At 63.9% G+C, this 16,458-nt stretch carries 2 protein-coding genes; one reads left to right on the forward strand and one right to left on the reverse strand.

Annotation, left to right across the window (positions count from 1 at the left end; translation table 11 throughout):
* Positions 1-149 precede the first annotated feature (149 nt).
* The gene (locus AC3EA7_RS03760; protein ID WP_488612694.1) at positions 150-15,659 is read left to right on the forward strand and encodes an SdrD B-like domain-containing protein; all 15,510 of its coding nucleotides are present in this window, start codon (positions 150-152) and stop codon (positions 15,657-15,659) included.
* 56 nt (positions 15,660-15,715) lie between these two features.
* Here AC3EA7_RS03760 and AC3EA7_RS03765 read toward each other — a convergent pair whose 3' ends face one another.
* Positions 15,716-16,429, reverse strand: a complete 714-nt coding sequence (locus AC3EA7_RS03765) for a Uma2 family endonuclease (RefSeq protein ID WP_488612695.1) — start codon at positions 16,427-16,429, stop codon at positions 15,716-15,718.
* Positions 16,430-16,458: the final 29 nt, after the last annotated feature.

Below are 16,458 nucleotides of genomic sequence, written 5' to 3' on the forward strand. Positions count from 1 at the left end.
TCGATTCTGCGATCATCTCGAAACCATTTTGTTACGTTCTGGTTATGCCCGCTGCATATACTCTCAGATAAAAATAACACATTATCAGGTACCACGTTGTTACCTTTCACACAAACATCGGTCACATCTTCGAGAAAGGGTTAAGGACCATGCGCCGTCATCCAATTCTGCGGCTCACGCCGCTTCTCACCGTGCTTGTGAGCGCTATTACCATCGGTCGTTTTCTGCTTGGAACGATCGCCTTTGCCGCCGGTGATCCCTTGCCGGTCGCTACAGTCGCCGGCGCGAGCGGTCTGATCGGCGAACCGGTGACTCTGACCGTCACCTTCGATAATGCCAGCACCGGAAGCGGCGATCAGACCGGTTACGGTCCGTATATCGACCTGTTTCTCGACACCACCGGTCCCGACGGCGCCCCGTCGTTCGACGGACTGGTTACGACCGGCATGAGCGCGACCTACCTGGGGCAGCCGCTGCCGGGACTGGAGTTGATCACGATTAGCGGACCAACCTACGTCCATCCGCTGACCGGGCAGACGCTGAGTGTGCCGGGCTATGGCACGCGCTTCCAGAACGGTGATACGATTGCGGTCCTGACCCTGCCGTTCGGCAGTTTCACGAATACGCAGCCGCCCGCACCCGTCACTGTAACGCTGCGCACCAGCAACCTGGCAGACCTTGGCACGCCGCTGCCGGTCACCGCTATTGCCGGGTTCCGCTACGGCGCCGACCCGCTCGACAACCCCGGCGCCGACCCGCCGATCCGCCAGACGACCCCTTCGGACGGTGATGTCACGCCGATTCTCTGGCAACTGACCAAGACCTACCTCGGACCGGAGAACGAAACTGCGACCGGGCGCAACTATCCGCGCCGCTACCGCCTGGATGTCGATATTGCCGACGGTCAGCCGGTCACCGGTTTGCAGATCACCGATATTCTGGCGAACAGCATGCGCATCACCGGCAATACCGCCGCACAGATGAGCGCGCGTCTTTACAACTCGCCCGGCGTGCCAACTGAAGTCTTCAGCCCGGCGAACCTTTCCGGCACCGCCACGCCTGCGGCGCCGGGCGGAACGCTGACCTACACGTTCGGCAACAAGACCGGCGTGCGCGGCGTCGATGCGTCGTTCGAGTTCGAGTTCTACATCCCGCGCGACACCAGCGCCGCCACACCGACCGTGCCGCAGGGAACCGACTCGACGTTTGCCAACAACACCGGCAGTTCATCCGCAGCATGGACGCCAATCGATACACGCGATACGCCAACGCCGATAACGATCACCCTGCCGCCGGATGCGCATACCCTTCAACAGCACTCGCTCGCAACCCAGAAGTCGGTCACGCCGGTGGATCGCACCACCCTTGCGCCCACCGGCGGTTCGATCATTCCTGGACAGACACTGCTGCGCTACAACATCGATTTTCAGGTCTCCGATTATTTTGCGGTTCAGAACGTCTACCTCGAAGATATTCTTTCTGACGGGCAGCGACTCTTTGTGCGCACCACCGGCAGTTCGACCGTTCCGACCCTTCAGGTCGAGAATGCATATGTTACTGGCGCGTCGCCTGGTCGCACCAACATCGCAACTGCGCCATTCAGCGGTAGTGGCACAATTGTGTACGAGCAGCGCTTCACGACCCGCGGCACGCCCCTCTCCGACCCGACCAGCCCGCCGTCCGGTCCGGTGTTTGTGATCAACCCGCCGGCGCCGTCGATCAGCGGCACAACCTATGTACGCTTCAACATTTCGCAGGAACTGATCGCACGCGGCGTCAGCGGGCGACTCGTCGGCGGCGATATTCCGAATGCCGGCGGCGCGCCGCAGAATAACAATCCGCCCCTCTTCGGTCCAACCCGCGGGCGCATCACATTCTACACCGAGGTCAAGGACGAGTTCAGCGATGATTTCCCCTCCGGCGACCGCTCGGTCGACCAGCTCGACATTCTGCGCAACCGCGTGCCGTTGATCCGCGGCGAACAGATCAATACCACCACGATCAACAGCCCGACTCCCACCGTAATCGGGCAGGCGACCGACGATACCAGCGCCAGCGTTGCATTGCCGATCGGCGACCGCAGCAAGACGCTCTATGCGCTCAATGGGCAGACGACCGACCTCGGCGATCCGGTGACGGTGCAGCCAGGCGACCTGGTGACCTACCGGCTGACCTACCACCTGCCGATCAGCAGTTTCGAGAATGTTCAATTTATCGACTTCCCGCCGCTGCCGGTCTTCCCCGTGCCGGATCGTCTGTTCTTCGATGCGGCTGCCGCGCCTGGCACGATCCCCGGCGCCAATACGGTGACACGCGGACCGTCCGACACCTACCTGACGACGATCAACCCGCCAACAACGGTACGCGTGGCGACGACCGCGAATATTTCCGGCTACAATCCTGCCGGCATTGGCTCATTCAGTGGCGCACCCACGACCATCGACGGCGTCGCGCTGACGAATGGCGACCGCGTTCTGGTGAAAGATCAGACCGACGCGCGGCAGAATGGCGTCTATGTAGTTGTAAACGCTGCAACCGGCGCCTGGGACCGCGCCGCCGATTTCGACACCGCGCGCGAACTCACGAATGGCCCGCTCGTCGGCGTGACGGCGGGCGCCACCAACGCCAACCAGCACTTCCGCCAGTCGAATTCGACATTCAATGCCTTCAATACCGACCCGATCACCTGGGCGCCGTTCATTACTACCGACGCAGCCGGGAACAGTTTTGCCCTCAACTTTGGCTGGCACGACGATGTGGACGGCGGACGGCGCTCATCGCTCATCGACATCCTGGTGACCATGCGCGTCGCTGATGCCGCCTTTGCCAACGACCTGTTCCTGACCAATCAGTTGCGGGTGAATGAGTTCTCCACCAACGCCGGGTCGCAATACTTCGATGAGATTGTCATGTTCGAGGTCATCCGCCCGAATGTGACGATCAACAAGGGCATCGTCGGCTATAACACCACCGGTCTGACCCTCGGCGGCGTGACGTTCAACCCGCCCAACGGTCCGACATCGTTCAGCGGCACGCCGGTCTACACGCGCACGCAGGCGCTGGCAATCGGCGCGTCCGATTCACTGGAACTCTCTGATGCCGGCGACCGGGTGCGTTATGCGATTGTGCTCCAGAACGAAGGACGCGGCGACGCCTACGACGTCACTGTGACCGACGCCATCCCCGCCGCCTATGTGCGCCCGGCGACGCTGGCAGCCGCCAATTTTGCCGTCCGCCGCGGCGATGGCACGCTGCTCACCGGTGATGTCGTCAGCGGCACGGTACGGGTTGCCACCACCGGACCGCTGACCAGCGCGACGTTTGCCACGTCGCCGAACAACGGTCAGTTCACGAATGCGCCACGCAACATCGACGGTGTGACGCTGAACGTGGGGGATCGGGTGCTGGTGAAGGATCAGCCCGGCGCAACGCAGAACGGCATCTATGTTGTGACAGCCGTCTTCGTCGGCACTAATCAGGCGACCCTGACCCGCGCCGGCGATTTCGACAATGACGCGGAATTGACGGGCGGCTATCGCGTCGCGGTGCTCGGCGGGTTGAGCAGCAACGCCAACCGCGCCTTCAGCACGACCGGTCCCATCACCCTCAACACGACGCCAGTCGCCTGGACGAATGCCGGCGTCAGCGACTACTACGCGACTTACGACCCGGCAACCGGCGCTTTCAGCGTTGTGCTGGCGGATAATTACACGACAGGCAACACTACGGCGCCCACTCGCGACGACCGGCCCGGCGGTCTCAGCCGCGGCGCCTCCGGTCCGCGCAGCAATATCGTCGAAGTGACGAATGGCTCGAATACGGTGATCATCACCTATGACGTGACCCTTGGCGACAATGTTGAGCCAAACCAGGAGATCATCAACACTGCGACGCTGACGAACGTCGCCACGACCGACGGCGGCATCGACGATCAGCCCGCGTCGGATACGGCGCTTGTGATCATTCGCCGTCCGGCGATTGCCAAGGTCCTGACCGCTACAGAAATCGAGAGTGCCACGAACACGCGCCAGCGGGTCGTGATTGGCGAAATGGTCACCTACACGCTGACAATCACCATTCCCGAAGGCGTGACCACGAACGCGATCCTGACCGACACCCTCGACGCCGGGCTGGCGTTCGTCGATGTGACCGGCGTTACGGCATCCCCGGCGCTCAGTTTTGCCGGCGGCGGATTGCCGACCATCGGCGCAACTCCCGCCAACACCACGATTGGCGCAGGCGGGCAGACGATTGTGTTCAATTTCGGGACGATCACCAACACCGACCGGGTCAATACCGTTGACGAAACGATCGTCATTACCTACCGCGCTGTGGTGCTGAATACTGCCGCCAATCAGAGCGACGCGCAGCGCAACAACCGCGCCGATTTTTCGTGGAACGTTCCAGGGCAGGGATTATACACGCTGCTGCCGGTCGAAGCCGAAAACGTTACGATCATCGAGCCGACCCTGGCAGTGGGCAAGACTCTGCCGCCTGGCATCTACGACGCTGGCGATATCATCGACTACACTATCACGATCAGCCACATGGCGGGCAGCCAGACCGACGCCTACGATGCGGTGATCACCGACGCGCTGCCCATCGATCCGTTTGGCAGCGGCTCGCTCATTCTCACGCCAGCAGTGCTGAGCGTCACCGACAGCGCCGGTCTGCTGACGACCGCCGATTTCACGCTGACCGGCAGCAATGCCACGTCCTGGACGCTCAGCAACCCGACGCCGATTGACCTTGCGCAGGGGCGCACGATCAGCATCGTCGTGCGCGGCACGCTCTCCAACGCCGCCATGCCCGGCGCAACCATCACAAATACGGCATTCCTGCGCTGGACGTCGCTCGACGGCGATCCGGGGCAGCGCTCGACATACACCACTGCCTCGACCGAACGCACCGGCGCCGATGGACCCGGCGGCGCGCTGAACGACTACGCCGCCACCGGTTCCGTCGCGTTCACCATCCCGGTCGTGACGCCGGGCAAGGCGCTGGTCGCTACGTCTGAGTCGCACACTACCGGCAGCAACGTGACTATCGGCGAGATCGTGCGCTTCCGCATTGCGATTGGCGGACCGGAAGCCTCGGTCTACGCCTTCTCGCTGGTGGATCGGCTGCCGCCGGGGTTGACCTTCCTCAACGATGGATCGGCGCGCTTCGCGTTCATCGCCAACAACAACATCACGACAACAGGCGTCTATGACGTTGCGCCGGTCTCCTGCCCGGCAATCAGTCCGTCTGGCGTGACGACGCTGGCGAATGTGCTGAACCCGACAACTCTGCCCTCGTCGAGCATCACCTGCATCTTTGGGGATAGCAACATCTCCAGCGACGAAACGACCAACCAGGATGCCTACAGCAGCGGAACCGATGTCTTCTTCCGCTTTGGCAACCTGTCGAACAACGACAACGACCCAGGCGAAGAGTTCATTGTCGTTGAGTTCAACGCGATCGTCGATAATAACACCTTTGATCCAAACGATGCCGGCGACGTCCGCGACAATACCATGGTGGCGCGCATGAATCCCTCCGGCTTCGGCGCGTTCGAGACTTACCCCTCGGCGCCGGTGAGCGTTACGGTCGTTGAGCCGAATATCGCGTTCAACGCGACGACCAACAACAAGACTGCCAGCCCGACGAGCGGCGATGCGTTCGACGTGATCACCTACACGGTCACCTTCACGAACGCGACCGGCGCGACGGTGAGCGACGCTTTCGACGCGCGCATCCTCGATACGTTGCCGTCTGATACAACCCTTATTACCACGAGCGTCTCGGCGACGTCCGCAGGCGGCTGCGCCACCGGCGTCACCAACGCCAGCGCGGGGAACACAGTGGACGTGACGATCGGGCGTGTGCCGCCGGGATGTAACGTGACCATCACCTACCGGGCGACCCTGAATGTCACGGTTGTTCCGGGGCAGACGATCACGAACACCGCGAATCTGACCTACACCAGCCTGCCGGGGAATACCGGCACGGGCGGGTTCTTCGGCTCGACCGCAGGAGCGAGCGGCAGCGCCACCGGCGAGCGCAACGGCTCTGGCGGCATCAACGACTACTCCGGCAGCGAATCCGCAACCGTTACAATCGTCTCGCCAACCCTGGCGAAGCGGATCGTCGCCACGTCCGAGGCGCATACCGCCGACCCGCTGGTGCTGGCGGATTTCACCAACACCGGGTTCGATGGCTTCCTGGGCGGAACCAATACCTGGAATACGCCGGGCAATGTCATCACATCCTCGACATTCATCCGCGTTTCAGGAAGCGCAACCGAGCAGGGCGGCGGCTTCATCGCCTTCGCCACGCCGGTCGATCTGTCGAACCACGCCGCGCTGGCGCTCTCTGCGCGCCTGGTTGCCGGAAATGGTGCGGATTCCATTGACGTGCACCTCCAGGACGCCGACGGCACCAAATGGCGCTGGCGCTTCGCCACAAGCAACTTCAACGCTTCGACATTCGCGCTCGCGCCGCAAAGCCTGCTCGGTCCGAACAGCACAACCGTCGCAGCAGGTACGGCGCCGGGTCTCGACCTGCGCAACATCACGCGGCTCGAAATCCGCGGCGATGGTGACACGACACAGTTCGACATCGACATCGACGCGGTGATCGCCTTCGGCAACATCGCGGCGCCCGGCGAGATCGTGCGCTACCGGTTGGTGACGACGATCCCAGAGGGCACGTCGCCAAACCTGCAACTGCTGGATCGCATTCCCACCGGCATGCGCTTCGTCAACGACAACACCGTGCGGGTTGCGTTCGTCAGCAACAGCGGCGGCATCACCTCGACGAGCGCCGGTGCACAGGTTCCTGCGTTGAGCGGCGCCGGTTTGAATATCACCGGTAACCAGGACACGGTCATTGGGTTGAGCCTGGCGGTCGGCAGCGGCAATGGGCTGGCAATCGGCGAGGAGACTGCGTTCGACGGCAATGTGTCGTCGAGCAACGTCGTCTCCAGTAGTGCAGACACCTACGATAATGGGGATGATGTCTACTTCCGTCTGGGAAACGTTGTCAACAACGATAATGATGATGACCTGGAGTTCATCGTCATCGAGTTCAACGCTCAGGTGCTGAACACGTTCAATACCGGCAATCAGAGCGGCGTGCTGTTGAACAACGACTTTCAATATTTCCGCAGCGGGTCGCAGGTTGGATCGACTTCTGCACAGAACGATGCCAACCGCATCACGGTCGTCGAGCCGCAGATCAACAACCTGAGCAAGACACTCGCCAGCGCGCCGCCGGTTGATGCCGGGGATGTCTTCACCTACACGCTGCGCTTCGCTAATGGCGTCGCCTGGCCCACCAGCCCGGCAGTTCCGGTGCGCGTCGCCACGACGGGGAATGTCGCCGGCTTCAACGCTACCGGCGGCTTTGGCGGAACCGGGCAGTTCGCCAATGCGCCAGTCACGGTCGATGGCGTGACGCTCAACGTCGGCGACCGCATTCTGGTGCGCAGCCAGACGGACGCAACGCAGAACGGCGTCTACACGCTGGTCTTCATCGATCCATTCACCGGCGCGCGCGTCTGGGACCGCGCGACCGACCTCGACAGCACGGCGGAACTGGCGCTCGGCTACCGTGTGATCGTCCAGGAAGGCGCCACGCTGGTGGGCAGAACCTACTACCTGGACGGGCCGGTTCCGGCGCTCAACGCGGGCAATCTCAACTGGCGCGAGGTGGCGCCAGCAATGACCGTGGCTGTGGCGACGACTGGAAATCTGGGAGGCGGAATATTCAACTCCAGCGGCGGGACATTCGGGCGCGGAACGCTGACCATAACAGCGACATCCATCGACGGTGTTGCGGTCAACGCGATCAACTTCCCGGTCGGCACGCGCATTCTGGTGAAGAACCAGAGTACTGTCGGTCAGAACGGCGTCTACCGTGTCACCAATCTGAGCGGCACGACCCTGACCCTCGAGCGTGTGCCGGAGTTCGACTCGCACCTGGAAGCGGTGATCGGCGCGCAGGTCTACGTCACTGGCGGCGCGATCAACGCCGGACGCACATTCGCGGTGCAAACAGCGCCGACCGGCACGCCGATTACAACGAATGTCGGCTTTGCGCTGGTTGATCAGATCGCTGCCTTTGATGTGACGGTTTTCGACCAGCTCCCGCCGTCGCTCGAACTCCTCAGCGTGCAGATCGCCGCGCCCACGGGAACAACCGCGACCAACGGCTCGATCCTTGGCGTCGGCAGTGTGATCAGTTATACGCTGGATCGCCTCGACTCGGTGCAGGACATCACCTCCGGCAGGAATGATGTCGTCATCACGGCAACGGTGCGCGTGGTTTCGGGCACAGTCGCGGGCACGCAGATCACGAACACAGCGCGGGTGCAGTACACCAGCCTGCCGGGAGCGCGCGGCACCCTCGGCAACCCGACCGGCTCGGACGTCGGCGCGGGGACAGCAGGCGAGCAGAACGGCGAGCGCACCGGGCAGGGTGTGCCCAACCCGACCAACAACACGCCGCCGTCGAACAACGGAATCCGCAACAACTACAGCATCGGCGCAATTGCGCTGAACCACCTGGCGGCGCCGACGTTCGACAAGCAATTCCAGGGTGGCGGCATTTCCGACGACGACAGCAGCGTGCCGGGAACCTCCGGCGACAGCGTCACCATCGGCGAGGCGGTGCTCTACGACCTGCTCGTGACCCTGCCCGAAGGGACGACGAACAACCTGCGCGTTGTCGATGCCGTGCCCGACGGGATGCGTTTCGACACCTCGTTCAACGGCGGTCTTGGCTACCAGATTGTGACGGCTGCCGGCGGATTGCTCACCCAACCCTTCAGCGATCCGGCGGCGGTCGCATCGCCGACGTTGACGGTCTCCGGCACGGGAACGCTCGGTCAGGATGGCGTTGATGCGCTCTTCTCCTTTGGCAACGTCACCATCGCCGATGACAACAACCCGAACAACAACGCCTTCATCATCCGCGTCCGCCTGATCGTCACCAACACAACGGCGAACCAGAGCGGCGCCACCCGCGACAACGGCGGCGCGCTGCGCTACACGAACGGCTACAGCGGCGTTGACCGCGAACTGCGCGATCCGACCGAGCCGCGCGTGATGATCGTCGAGCCAACGCCATCGATCCTGAAGTCGGTCAGCGGCGCAGCAGCCGACGCCGGCGATCCGATCACCTACACGCTGCGCATCGAGAACAGCGCGCCGCGCAGCGACATGACCGCCTACGACGTCGTGATCAGCGACACGATTGCGCCCGAAATCTTCAACCCGACCATCGTCGCGGTCAGTGAAACCGGTGCGCCGGGCATCAGCGCCGCCGACTTCGAGATCGCCACCGTCGGACCGGATCGCATCCTGCGCACCACTGCACCCATCACCCTGCCGCTCAATGCGACGGTGATCATCACCTTCACCGGCAACCTGACGAGCACCGTGACGACTGACCAGATTATCACCAACCGCGCGTCGATGTTCTGGAGCAGCACACCCGGAACCAACTCGGATGAACGCACCGGCGCCGATGTGCCCAACCCGCCGGAGTGCAGCGGTCTGCCTGGCAACTGCAATCTGGACAATACGCAACTCAACAATTATGGTCTCATATCATCGGTGACGACCACTGCCATTGCTCCGGTCGTGGCATCGAAGTCGGTGATCGAAGGGGCTGCGCCTTCGACCACCGGCACAGACGTGACTATTGGCGAGATCGTCACCTACCGCATTGCCGTCAGTCTGCCGGAAGGCGTGACGGGTGGATTGGTGATCACCGACACCGTGCCCTCTGGCATGGCATACCTGCCGGGCAGCGCGACGCTGATCACCGGCGCGCTCGCCGCCGGCGACCCGCCGCTCAACAGCGGGCACCCGGCTGGCGCGGGCAGCCTGGCGTTCAACGGGGTCTTCAGCGATACGACCGATCCTTCGGTGACGCCAATCGGCAGCGCACAGTTCCTGAACGGAACCGGCATCCGCTTCGAGTTCGACCAGATTACGTTGCCGGGCGATAACAACCTGCGCAACAACACCTTCTTTATCCGCTACCAGGCGGTTGTGCTTGATGTGACAGGCAACACCGGCCTCAGCAGCAGCCAGACGACACTGACCAACAGCGGGCAGTTCGATGTGCCGACAACGCCGCAGCCGCCGGTCAGTCTGTTGATCGATCCAAACGGCGCAACGGTCACAGTCGTCGAGCCGGAACTGGCGATTGCCAAGTCGGTAGCCCCGTTGACCGGCGATGCCGGCGATACCGTGACCTACACCATTACCCTGAGCCATACGGCGCGCAGCCTGGCGGACGCCTTCGACGTGGCGATGACCGACGCGCTGCCGGCAACAATCGGTTCATCGCTCACCGCGCCAATCACGATTGCAAATGTGAATGCCACCCACTCGGTTGACGGCGACATCACCGGCAACTTTGGCGTGGCGATCAACACGCTCACGACCACGACGCCGTTCACGCTCACCCGTGGCGCGACCGTGACGCTGACGATCACCGGCGTGCTGCGGCAGAGCGTCCAGCCTGGCGAGGTTATCACCAACACCGCTGCGCTGACCTACACCAGCCTGCCCGGTCCGAACCAGAACCTCAGCCCGGATGCCACCGGCGTCAGCGATGGAACCGACCGTGAGCGCAGCCGCAGCGCCAGCAGCAGCGCCACGCACTCTGTCGGGCAGGGCGCCTTCAGCAAAGCGATCCTGAGCACCAGCGCGGCGCACACGAGCGGCACAGACGTCACGATCGGCGAGGTCATCAGTTACACCCTGATCATCGATCTGCCGGAAGGCGCGACCCGCAACCTGGTGTTGACCGATGATCTCCCTGCGGGACTCGACTATGAAGGGTTCACGGTCATCACCGACGCGGCGCAGAGCGGCGGGCTGCTGGTGCAGGACTTCGCCGGAACTGTGCCGTCGATCACCGTCACCGGCGGCGCAGGCAGCGGCGATGATGTCACCTTCACATTCGACGGCGACGTCGTGGTGACGGGCGACAACAACGCGGCGAACAACCGCTTCCTGGTGGTGGCGCGGGTGCGGGCGCTCAACGAACCGGGAATGGTCGGGCTGATCCCGCCGGGACAGACCGTTCTGACCAACACCGCAACCATGCGCTACACCGACGGCTCGAATGTCACCCGCACGTTCACCGACACCGAAACGGTGCGCGTCGTCGAGCCGCGGCTGACGATCAACAAGAATATCGTGCAGACGGTAGCGAATGCGGGCGATCCGATCACGATCACGCTGACGGTGACGAACACTGGCACAGCGGATGCCTTCGACGTGGTCATCACCGACACGCTGCCGCCGGAGTTCGACGCAGCCACCACGATCTTCGGCATGGCGGGGAGCGACTACCCGGCGACGTTCACCCCGTCGCGCACCGGCAGCAACGTGCGCTACGAGGGCGGACCGATACCGGCTGGCGCCACGGTGACCTTCACCTTCCGCGTCAACCTGAGCGGCACGGTGACGCCGGGCACGACCATCACCAACACCGCGCGCGTGGCGGAGTCGAGCAGTCTGCCGGGCAATGATCCGACCGAACGGGTGCAGACGCCGGTCGAGTCGTCCGACACGCTCACCATCCGCAGCAACAGTCTGAGCGGCTTCGTCTATGTCGATACCAACAACAACGGCATCTTCGAAGGGAGCGAAAGTGGCATCGGCGGCGTGACGATCACGCTGTCGGGAACCGACCACCTGGGCAACAGCGTCCTGCTGACGACCACCACGACGATCACCGGCTTCTACCGCTTCGACAATCTCTATCCGGGCGTCTACAGCCTGATCGAAACGCAGCCGTCCGGCTACCTGGACGGAATCGACTCCATCGGCACGCAGGGCGGCACAACCGGCAATGACGTGTTGAGCGCCATTGTGCTGCCGGTCAACACCTCGACCAACGGCGAGAACAACAACTTCGGCGAACTGTTGCCCGCCCGCATCGCTGGCTTCGTGTACGAGGACGACGATAACGACGGCGTCTTCGACGCGGGCGAGAACGGCATCGGCGGCGTGACCATCACCCTGAGCGGAACCGACGACCTGGGCAATCCGGTGACCCTGACGACCACGACGACGATCACCGGCGCCTACACCTTCGACAACCTGCGTCCGGGAACGTATACCGTCAGCGAGACGCAGCCGTCCGGCTACCTCGACGGGCGCGACACGGCAGGGACGCTCGGCGGCGACACGACGGTCAACGACCGGATCGCCAGCATCACCCTGCCATCAGGCGGCGCGAGCCTGAACAACAACTTCGGCGAACTGCGCCCGGCGAGCCTGTCGGGGTTGGTCTACCGCGACGACAACAACAACGGCAGCCGCGACGGGAGCGAGCCGGGCATTAGCGGCGTGACTATCACCCTGAGCGGAACCGACGACCTGGGCAACCCGGTAATCCTGACGACCACGACCACGATCACCGGTTTCTACGCCTTCGACAACCTGCGTCCGGGAACCTACACCGTCAGCGAGACGCAGCCGTCCGGCTACTTCGACGGCGCCGAGACTGTCGGCAGCGCAGGCGGGAGCATTCTCAGCAACGACGTGATCGGCAATATCACCCTGAATGCGGGCGTTGCTGCGACGGGGTATGACTTCGGTGAGGTGCCGGCAGCCCGCATCGCCGGGTTCGTGTACGAGGACGACGACAACGACGGAGTCTTCGACGCGGGCGAGAACGGCATTGGCGGCGTGACCGTCACCCTGAGCGGAACCGACGACCTGGGCAACCCGGTGAACTTGACGACCACCACGACGATCACCGGCTTCTACACCTTCGACAACCTGCGTCCGGGAACCTATACCGTGATCGAGACGCAGCCGTCCGGCTACCTCGACGGGCGCGACACGGCAGGGACGCTCGGCGGCGACACAACGGTCAACGACCGGATCGCCAGCATCACCCTGCTGCCAGGCGGCGCGAGCCTGAACAACAACTTCGGCGAACTGCGTCCGGCAAGCCTGTCGGGGTTGGTCTACCGCGACGACAACGACAACGGCGTGCCTGACGCCAGTGAACCGGGCATCGGCGGCGTCACCCTCACCTTGACGGGAACCGACGACCTCGGCAACCCGGTGACCCTGACGACCACCACCACGATCACCGGCTTCTACATCTTCGACAATCTGCGTCCAGGGACGTACACCGTCAGCGAGACGCAACCGGCGGCGTACAACGATGGACGCGACCGCGTTGGCACGGCAGGCGGCGACCTGAGCAACGATCAGGTCAGCACCATCGTGCTTGGCGCAGGGGTCGATGCGGCCAACTACGACTTCGGCGAATTGGGAACCTTCGTCAGCGGCGTCGTCTGGATCGACACCGACCGCGACGGAACGCTCGACGGCAGCGAGAGCGGGCGTCTCGGCGGCGTGACGATTACGCTGCGCGACAGCCTAGGGAATGTCGTCTCCACAACGACCACCCTGGCAGACGGCAGCTACCGCTTCGAGAACCTGCCGGCGGGCAACTACACCATCGAGCAGACGCAGCCGACCGGCTACGGCAGCTCGACGCCAAACACGCTGAGCGTCACGGTTCCGCTCACCGGCCTGACCGGCCAGAACTTCGGCGAAACCCTCAGCACCCTGAGCGGCTTCGTCTACGTGGACAGCGACAACGACGGCGTGTTCGACACAGGTGAAAGCGGTATCGGCGGCGTGACCGTCACCCTGCTCGACAGCCTGGGGAATGTCGTGTCTACGACGCTGACCCTGGCGGATGGCAGTTACCGCTTCGAGAACCTGCTGGCGGGCACATACACCATCAACGAGACGCAGCCGCTGATCTACAGCGACGGGCTGGACAGCGTCGGCACAATCGGCGGCATACCCGTCGGCGCGCTCGTCAGCAACGACGTGATCGGCGCCATCGTCCTGCCCGCCGGAACCGACGGCATCAACTACAACTTCGGCGAACTGGCGGACGCCGGGCTTGGCGACCGTGTGTGGCTCGACCGCAACGGCGATGGCGTGCAGGACGCCGGTGAGCCGGGGATTGGCGGCGTGACGGTCTATCTCGACCTGAACAACAACGGCGTCCTCGACGCTGGCGAACCCACAGCGACGACCAACGCGGACGGCTTCTACTTCTTCGGCGGTCTGGCGGGCGGAACGTACACCGTGCGCGTGGATACGACCACGCTGCCGGCAGGGGTCAGCCAGACCTACGACCTGGACGGCGCCGCTGCAACGCCGCACGCGGCAACTGCATCGCTGGCAGCAGGCGCGACGCGCACCGACGTGGACTTCGGCTACCGTGGCACTGCCAGCATCGGCGACCGCGTGTGGCTCGACCTCGACGGCGACGAGGCGCAGGACACCGGTGAACCGGGGATCAGCGGCGTGATTGTCTACCTCGACCTGAACAACAACGGCGTGCGTGATCCGAACGAACCGTTCGATACCACCGGCGCCAGCGGCAACTATCTGATCGATGGGTTGCTGGCTGGAACGTACACCGTGCGGGTCGATGCCTCGACCCTACCCGGCGGCGTGAGCGCCACCTACGACCTGGACAGCGCCGACACGCCTGACGTGGTCACTGGTGTGACGTTGAGCACCGGACAGGCGCGCACTGACGTGGACTTCGGCTACCAGGGACTCGCCAGCATCGGCGACCGCGTCTGGAACGACGCCAACGCCAATGGCATCCAGGACGCCGGAGAAACGGGGGTCAGCGGCATTGTCGTGGCGCTCTACGACTCGACCGGTACGCTGCTGATCACCACCACGACCGACATGAACGGCAACTACCTGTTCGACGGCCTGCCCGCAGGCACGTACACCGTGGGAGTCGGCGCGACGCCGGGGCGTAGTATCAGCCCGCGCGGAGCAGGAAGCGACCAGGCGCTCGACTCCGACGTTTACCGCACCACGCGGCGCAGCAACCCGATTACCCTGAGCACCGGCGAGGCGCGCCGCGACATCGACATCGGTTTGTATCAACTGGCATCGGTCGGTAGCCTGGTGTGGCTCGACCGCGACGTGGACGGCATCTGTGAGGCGGGTGAACCGGGGATCGGCGGCGTTGAGGTGCGGCTGCTGCGCAGCGACGGAACGCTCGTCGCCACGCAGATCACCGATGCGAACGGGTACTACATGTTCACCGACGTTGAACCGGGCGATTACCGGATCGAGTTTGTCATCCCGTCCGGCTACTACGTCAGCCCGCCGCACCAGGGGAGCGATCCGGGCAACGACAGCGACGCCGACCCAGTGACCGGCCGGACGCCGATCTTTACCCTGACGCCAGGGCAGATCGACCCGACGTGGTACCTGGGGTTGTCGCCGATCTCGCCGACCGCCATCCAGTTGACGCGCTTCAGCGCCGAGCGCGACGCAAACGCCGTGGTCATTCGCTGGGAGACGGCTGCGGAGTACGGGACGCGCGGCTTCCACATCGAGCGCAGCGCTAGCGGCAGCCGCAGCGATGCGGTGCGCATTACCGATCGCCTCATTCCGGCGACGGGAAGCGCGAGCAGCGGCGCGGCATACGTCTGGAACGACACAACCGCAGCGCCGGGCGTGCGCTACACCTACTGGCTGGTTGAGGAGACCACTGACGGCTCAACGCACATCTACGGACCGGCGACATCCGAGGCGCCGACCAGAGGGACGTATACGGTCGTCCTGCCGCTCGTGGTGCGGTAGGAACGAATGCGACGGCGCAGAGACGTTGTGGTACAACGTCTCTGCGCCGTCGTCGTTTATGTATCTGCGTCCGGGTCGATGCCCAGGGCGCGCAGGCGCGCTGCCAGGCGCTCGGCGCGCTGCCGTTCCGCCTCGGCGCGCTGCCGTTCCGCTTCCGCACGTTGCTGCTCCGCCTCGGCGCGCTGCCGCTCGCGTTCGAGTTGGTCTTGCAGTTCCACAAAACTCAGGAACGGGCGCCCGTCCGGCAGGTACATCCGCACTGCATCCCCCTCACACCGGAAGATCACCCCCAACCGCGGGCTGACCCAGCCGTCGATCTCCTCGATCACGCGCAGCCACTCCCCCTCGCGCCGCCACCCGCTCAGGTCTTCCCGCGCCGGGTCGTACAGGTAGTACTCCTCCACCCCGTACCGGTCGTAGAACTCGAACTTCGCCGCTATCTCGGTCAGCGTGTTCCCCGGCGACAGCACCTCGAACACCACCTGCGGCGCAATCCCGTCTTCCTCCCACTGGCGGTACGAGCCGCGGTCCCCCTTCGGTCGGCCAAACACCACCATTGCGTCCGGCGCACGCCGGATGTCGGGCCGCCCCTCCACCGGGTACCAGAGCAGGTCGCCCGCCACGAACACATCGGCGCGGTCGCGGAACAGCGCCTCCAGGTTCCCCTGAATGGTCACGATTGCGCGAAACTGCTGCGTGTTATCGGCCATCGGCATCCCGTCGCTGTCAGGGTAGACAATCGGCGCTGCTTCGACTGTTGTGCTGCTCATTGCCCACCTCGCTTTTTTCAACAATTGTT

It is taken from the genome of Roseiflexus sp., assembly GCF_057785375.1.